11 protein-coding genes are annotated in these 14976 nt (G+C 59.5%); 5 read left to right on the top strand and 6 right to left on the bottom strand.

Annotated elements, in window-relative coordinates; all coding sequences use genetic code 11:
• Positions 1–5 precede the first annotated feature (5 nt).
• The 3 genes from K5R88_RS24190 (at position 6) to ureC (ending at position 2684) form a co-directional block, all read left to right on the top strand.
• Positions 6–539: a GNAT family N-acetyltransferase gene (locus K5R88_RS24190; protein ID WP_008031197.1), complete on the top strand. Its 534-nt coding sequence runs from the start codon at positions 6–8 to the stop codon at positions 537–539.
• Positions 539–844, top strand: a complete 306-nt coding sequence (locus K5R88_RS24185; protein WP_192226951.1) for an urease subunit beta — start codon at positions 539–541, stop codon at positions 842–844. Before K5R88_RS24190 ends, K5R88_RS24185 begins: the two co-directional genes overlap by 1 nt.
• A 139-nt stretch (positions 845–983) precedes the next feature.
• Entirely contained in the window at positions 984–2684 is a 1701-nt protein-coding gene (gene ureC, locus K5R88_RS24180; protein WP_207284749.1) for an urease subunit alpha, read from the top strand.
• Positions 2685–2738: 54 nt separating this feature from the next.
• Here the strand turns inward: ureC and K5R88_RS24175 are convergent, their stop codons facing one another.
• Positions 2739–8021: a dermonecrotic toxin domain-containing protein gene (locus K5R88_RS24175; RefSeq protein ID WP_226298493.1), complete on the bottom strand. Its 5283-nt coding sequence runs from the start codon at positions 8019–8021 to the stop codon at positions 2739–2741.
• A 236-nt stretch (positions 8022–8257) separates the two neighbouring features.
• Here K5R88_RS24175 and K5R88_RS24170 point away from each other — a divergent pair, with 236 nt between their 5' ends.
• On the top strand, positions 8258–9379 hold the full coding sequence (locus K5R88_RS24170; protein ID WP_226298492.1) for a sensor histidine kinase: 1122 nt from the start codon (positions 8258–8260) through the stop codon (positions 9377–9379).
• Between the two features lie 129 nt (positions 9380–9508).
• On the opposite strand, the gene K5R88_RS24165 is transcribed toward K5R88_RS24170, so the two are convergent.
• Complete coding sequence (locus K5R88_RS24165; protein WP_008038687.1) at positions 9509–9814, bottom strand: chaperone modulator CbpM; 306 nt, start codon at positions 9812–9814, stop codon at positions 9509–9511.
• Positions 9815–9837: 23 nt separating this feature from the next.
• Positions 9838–10785 (bottom strand): DnaJ C-terminal domain-containing protein, encoded by a 948-nt coding sequence (locus K5R88_RS24160; RefSeq protein WP_226298491.1) that lies wholly within the window; start codon positions 10783–10785, stop codon positions 9838–9840.
• A gap of 298 nt (positions 10786–11083) precedes the next feature.
• Between K5R88_RS24160 and K5R88_RS24155 the strand changes: the two genes are divergently transcribed.
• Positions 11084–12358 carry an Hsp70 family protein gene (locus K5R88_RS24155; protein WP_008031182.1) on the top strand — a complete coding sequence of 425 codons (1275 nt, stop codon included), beginning with the start codon at positions 11084–11086 and terminating at the stop codon, positions 12356–12358.
• Positions 12359–12476: 118 nt separating this feature from the next.
• Here K5R88_RS24155 and K5R88_RS24150 read toward each other — a convergent pair whose 3' ends face one another.
• The 3 genes from K5R88_RS24150 to K5R88_RS24140 all read right to left on the bottom strand — a co-directional run bounded on the left by K5R88_RS24150 (position 12477) and on the right by K5R88_RS24140 (position 14887).
• Complete coding sequence (locus K5R88_RS24150; RefSeq protein WP_008038685.1) at positions 12477–13490, bottom strand: AI-2E family transporter; 1014 nt, start codon at positions 13488–13490, stop codon at positions 12477–12479.
• 232 nt (positions 13491–13722) lie between these two features.
• Entirely contained in the window at positions 13723–14028 is a 306-nt protein-coding gene (locus tag K5R88_RS24145) for a PsiF family protein (RefSeq protein ID WP_008031179.1), read from the bottom strand.
• A gap of 64 nt (positions 14029–14092) precedes the next feature.
• The gene (locus tag K5R88_RS24140; protein WP_226298490.1) at positions 14093–14887 is read right to left on the bottom strand and encodes an AraC family transcriptional regulator; all 795 of its coding nucleotides are present in this window, start codon (positions 14885–14887) and stop codon (positions 14093–14095) included.
• Positions 14888–14976: the final 89 nt, after the last annotated feature.

Below are 14976 nucleotides of genomic sequence, written 5' to 3'. Positions count from 1 at the left end.
GCCCGATGAACGCCGCCCAACTGCGCCGTGTCAATGTTGAAAGCTTTGCGCACTATCGTCAGGGTTTGATTGATCTGCTGCTCGACGCGGTCAGCTATGGCGCCAGTGTCGGGTTCATGGCCGATCTGGATGCCACACAGGCACGCGCCTGGTTCGATGGCGTTCAAGAGGAGCTGAACAAGGGCAACGTGCTGCTGTGGGTGGTGGTCAAGGACGAGCAAGTGCAGGCCAGTGTGCAACTGACCTTGTGCCAGAAAGCCAACGGACTGAACCGCGCCGAAGTGCAGAAGCTGCTGGTGCGTGAACACGCGCGCCGCCGTGGGTTGGGCCAACAATTGATGAGCGCCCTGGAACAGGCCGCGCTCCAGCACAAGCGCGGCATGCTTTACCTCGACACCGAAGCCGGTTCCCCGGCCGAGGATTTCTACAAGGCCCTGGGCTACACCCGTGCGGGAGAAATTCCCGACTACGCCTGCGACCCGAGCGGTCGTTACAAGCCGACCGCCCTCTACTACAAGATTCTCCAAGGAGCCCATTGATGATTCCCGGTGAGTACCAGATCCAGCCCGGCGACATCGAACTCAACGTCGGCCGCCGCACCGTCAGCCTGAAGGTGGCCAACAGCGGCGACCGGCCGATCCAGGTCGGCTCGCACTACCATTTTTTCGAAACCAACGACGCCCTGACCTTCGACCGCGCTGCCAGTCGCGGCATGCGCCTGAACATCCCCGCCGGCACCGCCGTGCGCTTCGAACCGGGGCAGAGCCGCGAGGTCGAGCTGGTGGACCTGGCCGGGCATCGCCGGGTGTTCGGGTTTGCCGGGCGGGTCATGGGTGACCTCTAAGTCATGTGCAGCCTGTACCGGCCTCTTCGCGGGCAAGCCTCGCTCCTACAGGTCATGTGTCTCCGCAGCACGAACCCTGTAGGAGCGAGGCTTGCCCGCGAATGCGATCTCCCATTCAATTAATTCCTAAGGCAAGCACATGAAGATTTCCCGTCAAGCCTACGCCGACATGTTCGGCCCCACCGTCGGTGACAAGGTCCGCCTGGCCGACACCGAGCTGTGGATCGAGGTGGAAAAAGACTTCACCACCTACGGCGAAGAAGTGAAATTCGGCGGCGGCAAAGTCATCCGCGACGGCCAGGGCCAAAGCCAGCTGCTGGCCGCCGAAGTCGTCGACACGGTGATCACCAACGCGCTGATCATCGACCACTGGGGCATCGTCAAGGCCGACGTTGGCCTCAAGGACGGGCGCGTGGCAGGCATCGGCAAGGCCGGCAACCCGGACGTGCAGCCGAACGTCACCATCGCCATCGGCGCCAGCACTGAAGTGATCGCCGGCGAAGGCATGATCCTCACCGCCGGCGGCATCGACACCCACATCCACTTCATCTGCCCGCAGCAGATCGAAGAGGCGCTGATGAGCGGCGTGACCACCATGATCGGCGGCGGCACCGGCCCGGCCACCGGGACCAACGCCACCACTTGCACCTCCGGCCCATGGCATCTGGCGCGGATGCTTCAAGCGGCGGACGCCTTCCCGATGAACATCGGCCTGACGGGCAAAGGCAACGCCAGCCTGCCGGAGCCGTTGATCGAGCAGGTCAAGGCCGGCGCCATCGGCCTCAAGTTGCACGAAGACTGGGGCACCACCCCGGCGAGTATCGACAACTGCCTGACGGTGGCCGATCAGTACGACGTGCAGGTGGCGATCCACACCGACACCCTCAACGAGTCCGGTTTCGTCGAGACCACCCTCGCCGCCTTCAAGGGCCGCACCATCCACACCTATCACACCGAAGGCGCGGGTGGCGGTCATGCCCCGGACATCATCAAGGCCTGCGGTTTCACCAACGTGCTGCCAAGCTCGACCAACCCGACCCGGCCCTTCACCCGCAACACCATCGACGAACACCTCGACATGCTGATGGTCTGCCATCACCTGGACCCGAGCATTGCCGAAGACGTGGCCTTCGCCGAAAGCCGCATCCGCCGCGAAACGATTGCCGCCGAAGACATCCTCCACGACCTCGGCGCGTTCTCGATGATCAGCTCCGACAGCCAGGCCATGGGCCGCGTCGGCGAAGTCATTACGCGTACCTGGCAAACCGCCGACAAGATGAAAAAACAGCGCGGCCCACTGCCGGGGGATGGCCAAGGCAACGACAACTTCCGCGCCAAACGCTACATCGCCAAGTACACCATCAACCCGGCGATCACCCACGGCATCAGCCATGAAGTGGGCTCGGTCGAAGTGGGCAAATGGGCGGATCTGGTGCTGTGGCGCCCCGCGTTTTTCGGGGTAAAACCGACGTTGATCCTCAAGGGCGGGGCCATTGCGGCCAGCCTGATGGGTGATGCCAACGCCTCGATTCCGACGCCGCAACCGGTGCACTACCGCCCGATGTTCGCCAGCTACGGCGGCTCGTTGCACGCCACCAGCCTGACGTTCATCAGCCAGGCGGCGCAGGAGGCAGGACTTCCCGAAGCGCTGGGCTTGAAGAAGAAAATCGCTGTGGTCAAAGGCTGCCGCGACGTGCAGAAAACCGACTTGATCCACAACGACTACCTGCCGAGTATCGATGTCGACCCGCAGACGTATCAGGTCAAGGCCGACGGCGTTCTGCTTTGGTGCGAGCCCGCGGATGTACTGCCGATGGCCCAGCGTTACTTCCTGTTTTAATCGGCCAAATCACCGGAGCCTGGCTGGCCAGGCTCCGATGCAAAGCCGCAGCGATCAACTGTTCGGCTGTACGGTGAAAGGGATTTCTACCCGTTGCAGTTTTGCCCGTTCGATTGCCTGGCGTGTGAATGTTTTGATAAAGGCTTTCTTGTCTTCGTCGATGACTTCCAGCTCGGCGGCGTATTCCGCTTCGGTCATGACCCGTCCCGGCGCAAACGCGCTTTCCGGTTTGTTCAACTCAGCACCGAGCACCCTGAGCTCTTCCTTCAACTGTGCCTTTTGCTCAAGGGAAAGCGTTGTGTCGGATGCTCGTTTTTCAAGCGCTGAGTAGAACTCAATCGTGGCTTCAATCCGGCGTCTGAAACCTTTGATAACCCCCCGGTTGGAACCCTCGACATAGGATGACCAGAACGGCTGCTCGATCAGCAAATCGTCGAGCAATTCACCCGCCTCAAGGTTCCGTACACGATGGAATGCATCTTCGATCATCGCGTTCGTGACGCCGGCGATTTTTCTGAACTGCATTTTTCGCGACTGCCAGGGCAGGTCCAACCGGTCGGCAAGATCCGTCATGAATGCCAGGTGAACTTCAACCTCATCAATCGTGCCGGTGACCTCGCCCGCTGCATTGACGCGCCTGAATTCCTCACCCATCGCCTCGCGCTCGGAAATCGTTTTGCGGGCAATCCTGCTCAGTTCATCCAGACGTGACTTGCCCTGCGCCAGCGATACCAGCTCACCCTCGACCAGCGCGGGATTTGCCAGTTCATAAGCTTCATGAATCAAGACCTCCATCCCCATGGCGTTGAACAGCTGCGCCCCAGCATCGACGCACGCCGTGGGCACGGTGGTCAGGGTGAAGAGTTTTTGCCGCAGCTCGGTATTTTTCGACATCGCATCGAGCATTCGCCAGACCTTGGCGGTCATGTCGACCCGAAACCCGGGGTCGCGATTGAAATGCCCCGATTCGGTGAGTTTGCGAATCTCGTTGAAGAAGCCAACCGAACCGTGCTCATCCTCGACGCTGTTCCACACCTCCTGTCTGGCCACCCACTCCGGCCGGGTCAAGCCAGCTTCCCAGTCGAGGCTGTCGCGCACGCCACGAGGCGGATACGGTCGATCAGGGTCCATGCCAACGGACGCGATGTACTCCCTGAGCGTCTGCAGATTGAAGGCCGGCAAAAACTCCGGCTCCCGGCTCAACAACGTGCGCGCCAGCAATTCCGCCTGGACCGAGCCACGCGTGACCATGGGCACGTAGGTGATTTCGTTGCGCTGCATGTCCAGGTAAAAATGCCGGAACCGTGGCTGTGCGAACAAGCCGTCCGGCCAGGTCCGAATGCCGGTGTCGGCCAGGATCAGCGTATGTAACACGCGCATGCTGCCAATATCCGGAACCTGCCCCAGAGGATTGCTATGCAGGTCCAGGATCTGAAGCCGCGTCAGGTTGCGCAGGTCCGCGACGCCTTGTGCATCCAGGACAATGCGGTTTGCGCGCAGGTTCAACTCCGTCAGCGCGCGCATGCGGCCGATGACACGAGGAAGGCGGGTGAGCGAATTGCCGTTGATGTTGATAGAGCGCAACCGGGGGAAATGATCGAGCAATGAAGCATGAGCGTCGGTCAATTCGGTTCCGTTCAGATTAAGGCGAGTGACGTGATCGAAGTTGCCCTCCAGTGCGGGCATCGTGCGCAGATGCCGCCCCAGCGGCAGGTTCTCGAGGTCGAGCACGACGCCTCGCAGCTCGCCGTACGAATCCACATCGCGCAAGCCGATTTGCTGCCAACATTCCCTGACCGCTTTGTACACCGCGTTTCTGGACTGCCATTCGGCGATACCGGCGGACGTGTAGCGGAACGCTTCGGTTGGCGAGCTCAGCCAACGTTGAAAATTGGCATTGAGCCGATCGAACTCCTCCTCCAGAGCACTCGCCCTCTGCTCAAGACTGACGTCGCTGCCCCCCGCTTGCAGATAGGACTGAGCTTCGGCCTCTGTCCATCCGGGCCGAACGACGCGAACCCGCTCTTGCGGCGTTATTTGCCCCTGAACTCGACGCAGACCTTGAGCCATCCCGCGCATGCCGCCACGCAGACGCATCGTGGCTGGATCGTACGCGGGTTTTCGAACAGGGTTATCCGCCAGAAGCGCGTTGAACCTGTCCCGTGGCAATGGCGTTTTTTGAATGGCGTGCTTGAGCGTCGTGCCTTGATTGATCCGGTACCCCAGCGCGTTGCGCTCAGCATCAGGCAGGGCATGCAACATAGACGCATAAAGGTCATCGGCCCCATGCAGATGAAGATCATCGGCATCGCGGGCCTGGTACTGACCGTCCTCGCTGACAAGGACTCGGCGAACGGCGGCATCTGCCGGGCCCACACTGTCGCGCAGTGGTCCGTCGAATGAGTATTCGCGGATTTCGATGCGCACGTTTTCGGGCCAGTCGGGCAGCGCTTGCAACGAGTGCAACGCCAATCGCTCGCTATCGACGCCGTACGCGACATCGAGGAAAAGCCCTTCGTAAGCGCGTGCGGCGCGTAACGTGCGCAAGGCCAGCCGCGTGCGCTCTCTGAGCCGCAAGGGAATGCGCGAAGACTCGGTGATTTTGAGTAAGTCTTGCGGTTCGATGTCAGCCAGCAACTCACGGGCGATCACCGTCGGGAGGTTGCTGAAGGCGTCCTGAAGCGCCGGCACTTGCCGATTGTCTGTCTGCTGCAAACGGCGATTGAGCGCGTCAAACAAAGGTCCCGGATGACTGCCTGCCCGCCCCGCGAGCCTGTTTTTCAAGGCGTCGATGCGGATATGCTCGTCAGTGGAAATACTCTGTCCGAACAACGAATGGATGTCGGCTTCATTGACAAACTTCACGGCCAGCTCCGGAAGTTTCCCGGCACCGACCTCGGCACGGCTTATCCTCAGCGTATCGGCCGGCGACGCGTCGAGATTGCCGTATTTGATCGAGCGGCCCGACTGCTCGGCGTCGTCAAAAAGCTCGATGCTTTTTTGCTCAGGCCAGCCCGGCAGCTCCACCAGCAAACGGGGCACCTGCTCGATGAACGCTTCGGGAACCTCATCGAGCACTATCTGCCCGGGCAGCTTTTGCACATCAGCCCAGATCTTGAAGCGTTCGATCGTGTCGGTCAGCAGCGCGGGCGGTGGTTCGTTGACGACATGCAGCCGTCGCAACAGGTCTTCTTCGACACCGCTGGCGATACGAATCTGCTCCAACGTGGCCTCGGACAAATCCTCAACCGCCAACCCCAGACGCCGCATGAGCGTGATTTTGCCCCACTCGACGGGTCGGTCGAGCTCGGTCTTCCACACACCGGCACCGTCGTGTTCGAGTGTGGGTTGATACGCCTGCGGCCGATCCGGATGTTGCAGGCGTGGCTGGCCCGTGAGTGGGTCGTTTCTGACTTCGAAGTATTTGTTTTCATGCTTCAGGATGGTTTTTTCGCTGTGCCGGAACAGCCCCTGCTCACCTGGCGTCACCGTTTTCGGCAACGTCAGGTCATGGGCGTAGGGCGACAGGTCCGGCTTCCAGAGGCGTGTCTTGCCGTCAGGCAACTCAACCTTTTGCAACCGATCGATAAACGCCGACGGTTTGACCGACGCCGCCGCACCGGCGGGCAACACATGCCCCGCCGCCATGATTGCCAGTTGCGCGAAATTGATCATGACACCGGTCAGATGAGCCGCCGCTTCGTCCCTGTCGCCCTTGCTCCACGCCTCGATACCTTCCATGGTTTCGAACAGCATCTGCCCGACCATGACCGCCAGCATCGCTTCGCCCAGCCCGGGAACCAACATGGAGCCGAAGTTGAACACGTTCCAGCCGATGCTCAGATAGCTGGTCAACCGATTCCAGCGGGTGGTCGCGTCTTCATCGTCGGTCGGCACCGCGATGTGCCGCGCACCCGCAATCGCCTTGTCCCTGCGCCAGCGACCGATTTGCGGCCAAATATCGCCAGTAATGATGTTGGTGATGGGCTCTGCGTTGGCGTTTTCAACCGCGGTCTCTCGCCACCACGGCCCCATGTCCAGCGGCTCACGTTGCGTCCAGGTGAACGTGGTGAAACGCTCGCGAACCCGGGCAAAGAATTTGCCATGGTCTTTTTGTGCCACGAATCGGCTGAAAAACTGTTGATAGTCCGGCGAGCGCAACTGGCTCGTCAGTTCCTTCATGAAGTCCGTTAGGGACGCATACTCTTTGAAAGGGTGGTCAGGATCATCCGGGACATAAGCGATCAACGTCCCGTCGAGACGGCTTTGTTGAAAACCATCTTCCCTTTGCAAAGTGGCTTCGACGAGACCGCTGGGGCCATTGGCGAAAAACGCTTCGAGTAATTTGAACTGCTCAAACTCCTGGCCCGGTAGCAGCGTCAAACGCCTGGACCATTCCATCAGTGTGCGTTGGTGCCGGGGAACCAGACTGTCGTAAATTCTTTTAACTTCAGTGGGGTCTGCCACTGCACTGAACAACAGGATGCCGGACATCCTGAAGCCCATTAACGAAAGTCGATGGCATTGCAAAGGACGATGATTCCACGCGATGCCTTTTTCATTGTCACGAATTTGCTGAAGTTTCCCGTAGCCATAGGAACTGATGTCGTTTTTCAAATACGCGATCAGCGCAGATTCGTTGAAGATGGCTTTTTCACTGGCCATGCGATGCCGCTCGATTATTGCCTTGGCCGCGATATCTTCGGGCATCAGTGCTGCCTTGAGGTGACGCTGATAGTGCGCGCCGATATCAAGCGTCCGGCACAGGGCCGCGAATTGTTCGACCGTCAGCGCATGCCGCTGTAACTCGTTTTCGTGGTCCCGGGTGAAGATGCCGGAGCCATCGCGAAACGCACCGGCCTGCGTTTCAGGCGCCTCGAAATTGTGAAGCGCCGCTTCCAGCAACGTCGATTGCCTGAGCCGACTGGCATTGGTATCGATGCCAAAGCCCAGTTTTGCCGGGATGTACAGGCGAATGAGCGTCGCATTGACGTCCAGTTCCAGATTCAGCTGGTCCTTTAATGCTTTAACGAGCAAAGGTTCGGCAAAGGCAAGCATGTCCCGCTGTACATTCTCCAACACGTCGTCCAACGGGACCTGAAGGCGCCAGCGCTCATCCGTCAGTTGCTTGAGGTACTGACGGTCGATGGCGCGTGCATTCAAATACCACTGTGGAAAATCCGCGGTCGAATCGGCCATCGTAAGCAGTCGCGAAACAGGTGCGTCTTTTAGCGGCGAAGGCAGTTTGCCCAGCAGATAATCATGATGAACGTTGGCTTTGCTTCTTCCATGCCCGGTAATAACTTGCAACGCCGGAGCGTCCGATAGTTCGTTCATTTCGCAAATCCTTATGCGATGAAAAGAACCACCAGACTATTGAGTGCGATTAAAAACAAAAGCTTAAAAAACCACTTGGAAAACCGCGCCAGCCCAACAATGCATTTAATTTCAGGATCTAAAAAATATTTAATTAGCACCCTGGGGCCACTAAAGAATGGTCGCCGGCGCAGTGGTAGTTTTTAGGGGGTGCCAAAGGGGCTAAGATGCCTCGGATTGCCATCAGGAAACCGACCATGCGCCTATCCGAATTCATCAGGCAACACGTAGACCGTATCGTCGATGAATGGGAGCAGTTCGCCAGAACGATTACCCCGGCGGCCGAAAATATGGATCGAGTGGCCTTGCGTGATCACGCCAGGGAAATTCTGTTGGCAGCAGCGCGGGACATGACCACCGCGCAAACAGCCAGCGAGCAACTCGCCAAGGCCAGGGGCGAAGGTCCGGAGAAAACCCCGAGCCTGGACGAAGCCGGCGCCAGTCATGGTGAACTGCGCCATACCGTGGGCTTCGATCTGATGCAGATGACCAGCGAATTCCGTCACCTGCGCGCCTGTGTGATCCGGTTGTGGGTCAACAGCCTGGAATCACCGGACCTCGCCTACTTCCAGGACATGATCCGTTTCAATGAAGCCATCGATGAAGCCCTTGCCGAATCCACGGCGGCCTATGCCGAACAGGTCAATCATTCGCGGGATATCTTCCTGGCTATTCTCGGCCATGACCTGCGTGCCCCCTTGCAGGCCGTGAGCCTGTCCACCGAAATGCTGATGCGCAAAACCACGCTTGAAGGCGATGCCCTGGCTTGTGCGATCAATATCAAACGCGGCGCGCGGCACATGGCGGTGATGGTCGGCGATTTGCTGGAGCTGGTGCGCAGTCGCCTGGGCAAGAGCCTGCCAATTGAACCGAAGCCGATGGACCTGGCCGATGCCGCCCACGCAGCGATTGCCGAAGCCTGTGCCGGTAATCCCGAATGCGATCCGACAGTTCATGCACAGGGCGACACGACAGGCGTGTGGGATGCCGGACGCCTGGCGCAACTGCTGCAAAACCTGATCGGCAATGCGTTGCAGCATGGGTCGAACAAACGTGATGTGACGGTGACCCTCACCGGCGAACCAGACACCGTTCGTCTAACGGTGCATAACTTTGGAGCGCCGATCCCCGAAGACGCGATCGGCACGATCTTCGATCCGCTGGTACGCAGCGCCGATGAAGAACTCGGCCAGCCGTCCACCAGCCTTGGCCTGGGATTGTTCATCGTCAAGGAAGTGGTCGATGCGCACGGCGGGACGATCGAGGTCAGTTCGAACGAAGTTGATGGGACACTATTTACCGTGGTGTTGCCGAGATAGACCGCCGTGCACGGTCATGAACTGTAGGAGCCGGCTTGCTGGCGATGGGGGCAACGCGGTCTGTCTGACTCACCGCATCATCGTTCATCGCCAGCAAGCCGGCTCCTACAGGAATCGAATTCGCTTCAGCTATTCGACAACCAGTCGCGCCAACCGCTGCTTGAGCATCCGGTTCTCGGCCCGAAGTTGCTGCACCTCTTCAAGCAGGTCGAGCGCCAGGGCGACGCCTTCCCACTCCAGCTCCAGGTCGTGCCGCAGCTTGGCGGCACGCTTGGCCAGCGCCAGCTCATAATCGGTGAAACGCCAATCCTTGGGCTGCTTGCCCTGAGGTTCGAGGATGCCGTGCTCGACGATTTCGATCACGTAGACGTCCGACAAATCGGTCGCCTCACAGAATTCTGCCATGTCCAGTTGAACGATCAGGGGGTTGCTCATGATGGGCTACTCCGTCTCTTGGATCAGAAGTTTTCTCTCGGGTCGAATGCGGCTTTTTTCGCCAGTTCCTGCCACAACGCCTTGACCTCGTCGTTCGAGGTTTTTGGCATGACCGCCTTCAATTGCACAAACAGATAACCGCGTTGACCGGCCTTGTTCAACAAGCCGTGGCCTTTGGCGCGCATACGCTGGCCGTTCTGGCTACCGGCCGGCACCTTGAGGTTGATCTTGCCTGTCAGTGTAGGCACGGCCACTTCGGTGCCCAACGCCAATTCCCACGGAGCCAGCGGCAGCGTAATGATCAGGTTCTCGCCTTCGACGTCGAACTTCGGATGCGGCGCAAAGCGAATGATCAGGAACAAGTCGCCGTTGGCGCCACCACCGATGCCCGGTGCACCCTGGCCTTTGAGGCGGATGCGCTCGCCGTCGGTCACGCCGGCGGGGATTTTAACGTTCAGGCTTTTGCTGGTGTTGCTGACGTGCTGGCCGGCAGCGTTGTACTGCGGCACCTGGAACGTGACCTTCTTCGATTCGTTCGAGAGGGTTTCTTCCAGAAAGATTCCAAGTTCCATTTCCACGTCTTGCCCTCGACGTCCGGCACTGCGACGCGACTCTCCACCACCAAAACCAGGACCACGGTTACCGAAGATCGAACTGAAGAAGTCCGAAAAATCGCCCGAGTCCTGACCGCCACCAAAACCACCGCCGCCACGCCCCTGCCAACCCGGCGGGCCCTGGAACGGTTGGCCGTGCTGGCCGTATTTGCGCAAGTCGTCGTATTCGGCGCGCTTGTCGGCGCTTTTCAGCGCTTCATAGGCTTCGGACGCGTCCTTGAATTTGGACTCGGCGTCCTTTTCCTTGCTGACGTCGGGGTGGTATTTGCGCGCCAGCTTGCGATAAGCCGCCTTGATCGTCTTATCGTCCGCGGTCGGTTCCACACCGAGAATCTTGTAATAGTCTTTGAAGTCCATCGTGGAATCACCATCCATTATCAAAATCGCGCCATCACCGGCAGCATGCGCTCATTGGCAGCCGCAGGGTTGACCGATCTCAAGATTGTGACCGGGGCGCGTATCAGAAGTTTATCGGCAGCGGCGGGCGGTTCTTTTGACCATCCCAATGGCTGCCAGGGCCAATGCAGACAAGTTTGGGGCATGGGGCCATCTTATCAAGGCGCTAATTACCGAGATTTAGCGGATAGTCGGCCTTCGAATCTGCGCCGCACTGGCATACACTGCGCGGCCGTTTTTTAACCGGAACCTGATAGACATGAAAAACGCATCTCCAGCCCGTGCCTGTGGTATCGACTTCGGCACGTCCAACTCCACCGTCGGCTGGCTGCGCCCCGGCATGGAAACGCTGATCGCGCTGGAGGACGACAAGATCACCCTGCCCTCGGTGGTCTTCTTCAATATGGAAGAGCGCCGCCCGGTGTACGGCCGACTGGCGCTGCACGAGTACCTGGAAGGCTACGAAGGCCGGCTGATGCGCTCGCTCAAGAGCCTGCTGGGTTCCAAGCTGATCAAGCACGACACCAGCGTTCTCGGCACGGCGATGCCGTTCAAGGACTTGCTCGGGTTGTTCATCGGTCAGTTGAAGAAACGTGCTGAAACCGCCGCTGGTCGCGAGTTCGATGAAGTGGTGCTGGGTCGTCCGGTGTTCTTCGTCGATGACGACGAAATGGCTGACCAGGAAGCGGAAAACACCTTGGTGGACGTGGCCCGCGCCATCGGTTTCAAGGATGTGTCGTTCCAGTACGAGCCGATTGCGGCAGCGTTCGACTATGAGTCGACCATCGAAAAGGAAGAGTTGGTACTGATCGTCGACATCGGCGGTGGTACGTCTGACTTCTCGCTGGTGCGCCTGTCTCCTGAACGCCGCAACCACGACAACCGTCACGAGGACATCCTCGCCACCGGCGGCGTGCACATCGGCGGGACCGATTTCGACAAGCAGTTGAGCCTGCAAGGCCTGATGCCACTGTTCGGCTACGGCAGCCGCATGAAGAGCGGCGCCTACATGCCGACCAGCCACCACATGAACCTGGCGACCTGGCACACCATCAACTCGGTGTATTCGCAGAAATCGACCCTGGCCTTGGGCAGCATGCGCTACGACATCGAAGACACCGGCGGCATCGACCGTCTGTTCAAGCTGATCGAGCAACGCGCCGGGCACTGGCTGGCGATGGAAGTGGAAGAAACCAAGATCCAGCTGACCCACGCCGACAGCCGCCATGTGCCGCTGGACCGCATCGAGCCGGGCCTGAGCGTGGAGTTGAGCCGGGCGTTGTTCGAGTCGGCCATCGACAACTTGCTGGAGCGCGTGCGCAACAGCGTGACCCAGATGCTGAACGACGCCGACGTGCGGGTCGATCAGGTGGATACGGTGTTCTTCACCGGTGGTTCGAGCGGGATTCCGGCATTGCGCAACAGCGTCTCGGCGATGTTGCCGAATGCGCGGCATGTGGAAGGCAACATCTTTGGCAGCATCGGCAGTGGTTTGGCGATTGAAGCGGCCAAGCGTTATGGGCCGATGGACTGATCCAGAACCGAGGTGAGCCCTTCGCGGGCAAGCCTCGCTCCTACAGAATCAATTCAATCCCTGTAGGAGCGAGGCTTGCCCGCGAAAGCGTCAGATCAGGCAATACATATCGACCGGATCAAACCATCCCCACCTGCTTCAACTCACTCTTCAAATACGCGTAATAAATCGGCCCCGCCACCACCCCCGGCAGGCCGAACGCTGCCTCGAACACCAGCATCGCCAACAGCAACTCCCACGACTTGGCACTGATCTGCCCGCCGACAATGCGCGCGTTGAGGAAGTATTCGAGCTTGTGGATAACAATCAGATAACCCAGCGCGGCCACCGCGACCCAGATCGACAGCGACAAACCGACGATGGTGATCAGCGTGTTCGACATCAGGTTGCCGATCACCGGCAACAGGCCGAGCAGGAAGGTCAGCACGATCAGGGTTTTGGTCAGCGGTAGTTTGATGCCGAACATCGGCAGGACCACCGCCAGGAAAATCCCGGTGAAGAAGGTGTTGAGCAGGGAAATCTTGATCTGTGCGAACACGATGTTGCGGAACGCCTGGACCAACAGGTGCAAGCGATCAAACAGTGCGGCGGCCAGCGGCTTGCGCTTGGTCAGGTCCGGCACCCGTTGCAGGGCGATGATCGCGCCGAGCACCATGCCGATCAGCAACGTCACGAACATGTGCGCCGCGTCCTTGCCCACCAGTTGAAGATCGCTGAGGTGTTTGCTCATCCACTCGCCAATCGCCACGCGAAACTCGGCGGCGCTGGCCGGCAGGTAAGCGTCGATGAACGGCGGCAACTGACCGCGAGCGCGGTCGACCACGAGCATGAATTTATCGAGGGAAGCGCCGGGGTTTTCCGCCTCATGCAGCAGGAAACTGAAGGCGCCGGCAAAGATCAGCGTCAGCACACTGACCACCAACGTCCCCAGTAACGCCACCGCCAGCCAGCGCGCACGCCGACCTTCGATCAGTCGCTGCAATTGCGGGGTGAGCATGTTGACCAGTTCGAACACCAGCAGACCGGCCAGCAGGCTTGGCAGCAAGCGCAACGGAATCACCAGCAGCAAACCACCAAAGATGATGACCCAACTGATGAGCAGCAAGACTTGGCGTTGAGAAAACGTTGGCATACAGCCTCAAAACGAACGGCGTAAAAGGATTGGCAGTCTGCCAGCGTTCGGGTGTCAGCACTAGGGATTGTGTGGGGCGACCTTGGTCGGGGGCCGACCTGTTTTTTTCAGTGCCCTTACCGGCCTCATCGCCGGCAAGCCGGTCTCGCTCCCACATTTGTCCTGTGTATGCAGATCCATTGTGGGAGCGAGCCTGCTCGCGATGGGGCCCTCACAATCCCCGCAAATCCGTTTATTTCTTCTTCAGGCAATCACTCATGAACGCCTTGCGCTCATCACCCTTGAGGGCCTTGGTCGCGGCATCGGCATTGCAGGTTTTCATCTTCTCTTGCTGAGGGGTCAGGGCTTTCGCGTCATTGGCGGCTGGCGCGGCTTTAAGGCAGGTGCTCATGAAGGCTTTGCGCTCATCGCCCTTGAGGCTTTTCGCGGTAGCGTCGGCATTGCAGGTGGTCATCTTGTTCTGTTGGGCAGTGGCGGCGAAGCCCTGGGAGCAGAGCAGCAAACCGATCATCAACAAAGGGACACGCAACATCGTCATGGAGTTTTCTCCTTGTTGCCGCACCGAGGGGCACGGCCTCGCTCTGGAGTGTAGACAAAGCCTGTTACAGCTTCCTGCCCGGCAGATGGCTTCGGCGATACTGCTCCGGCGTACACCCGGCCTGGCGCTGGAACATGGCGATAAACGCCGACCCGGTGCTGTAGCCCATGTCGAACGCGATTTCCTGAATGCTGCGATGACTGTCCAGCGCTTCGATCGCCACCAGAAAACGCAAACGCTGCCGCCACTCGCCGAAACTCATGCCCAACTCGCGCACAAACTGCCGCGCCAGGGTGCGCTCGCTGACGTGAATCTGCTCGGCCCATGCCGACAGTGGCCGGTTATCTCCGGGCTCAACCTGCAAGGCTTCCAGAATCCCGAGCAGCCCGGGACTGCTGGCGTAGGGCAAGTAGCATTGGTGAATGGGCGCCTGCTGCAGCTGATCCACCAGCACTTGGGCCAGGCGTTGGTCGGTCTCTTGCTCGGGAATCTTCACGTCACGGGCGGCGAAGTCCTTGAGGATTGCCTTGAGGATGTCGCTGATCGCCAGGGTGCAGGCCTGCTTCGGCAGTTCGTGGCACAGCGCCGGCGCCAGGCAGACGGCGCGGTAGTTGATCGGTTGATTGCTGTAGAAACTGTGCTCGATCTGCGGCGGCACCCACACGGCGTATTGCGGCGGCGACATGAAACGGCTGCTGCCGATTTCCATGTGCAACACACCGTTGGCCGAATACTCCAGGGTGCCCCAGGGGTGACGGTGGGCCGAGGCATATTCGTGGCTATTGAAGTCGGCGTAGCGGAAGTACACCGGCGCGGGCAACTCGCTGAAATCCAGCAGGTCGATGTGTTTGCTGCTCATGCTGTCTGTCATCAGGGTCAGGTTGTCTGGATCGCAGTATAGGCTTGCATCCGGACAGGCGATAATTCTCCCTCATTAACGTTCTGGTT

Source organism: Pseudomonas sp. MM213 (assembly GCF_020423045.1).
Lineage (GTDB): Bacteria > Pseudomonadota > Gammaproteobacteria > Pseudomonadales > Pseudomonadaceae > Aquipseudomonas > Aquipseudomonas migulae.
Note: the sequence above shows the minus strand (reverse complement) of the source record. Positions and strands in the feature narration are given on the sequence as shown.

Coding starts and splice junctions, on each gene's coding strand:
- K5R88_RS24150 (WP_008038685.1), bottom strand. CDS start 13,490: ATGCCAACGTTTTCTCAACGCCAAGTCTTGCTGCTCATCAGTTGGGTC.
- K5R88_RS24185 (WP_192226951.1), top strand. CDS start 539: ATGATTCCCGGTGAGTACCAGATCCAGCCCGGCGACATCGAACTCAAC.
- K5R88_RS24155 (WP_008031182.1), top strand. CDS start 11,084: ATGAAAAACGCATCTCCAGCCCGTGCCTGTGGTATCGACTTCGGCACG.
- K5R88_RS24160 (WP_226298491.1), bottom strand. CDS start 10,785: ATGGACTTCAAAGACTATTACAAGATTCTCGGTGTGGAACCGACCGCG.
- K5R88_RS24145 (WP_008031179.1), bottom strand. CDS start 14,028: ATGACGATGTTGCGTGTCCCTTTGTTGATGATCGGTTTGCTGCTCTGC.
- K5R88_RS24175 (WP_226298493.1), bottom strand. CDS start 8,021: ATGAACGAACTATCGGACGCTCCGGCGTTGCAAGTTATTACCGGGCAT.
- K5R88_RS24170 (WP_226298492.1), top strand. CDS start 8,258: ATGCGCCTATCCGAATTCATCAGGCAACACGTAGACCGTATCGTCGAT.
- K5R88_RS24140 (WP_226298490.1), bottom strand. CDS start 14,887: ATGAGCAGCAAACACATCGACCTGCTGGATTTCAGCGAGTTGCCCGCG.
- ureC (WP_207284749.1), top strand. CDS start 984: ATGAAGATTTCCCGTCAAGCCTACGCCGACATGTTCGGCCCCACCGTC.
- K5R88_RS24190 (WP_008031197.1), top strand. CDS start 6: ATGAACGCCGCCCAACTGCGCCGTGTCAATGTTGAAAGCTTTGCGCAC.
- K5R88_RS24165 (WP_008038687.1), bottom strand. CDS start 9,814: ATGAGCAACCCCCTGATCGTTCAACTGGACATGGCAGAATTCTGTGAG.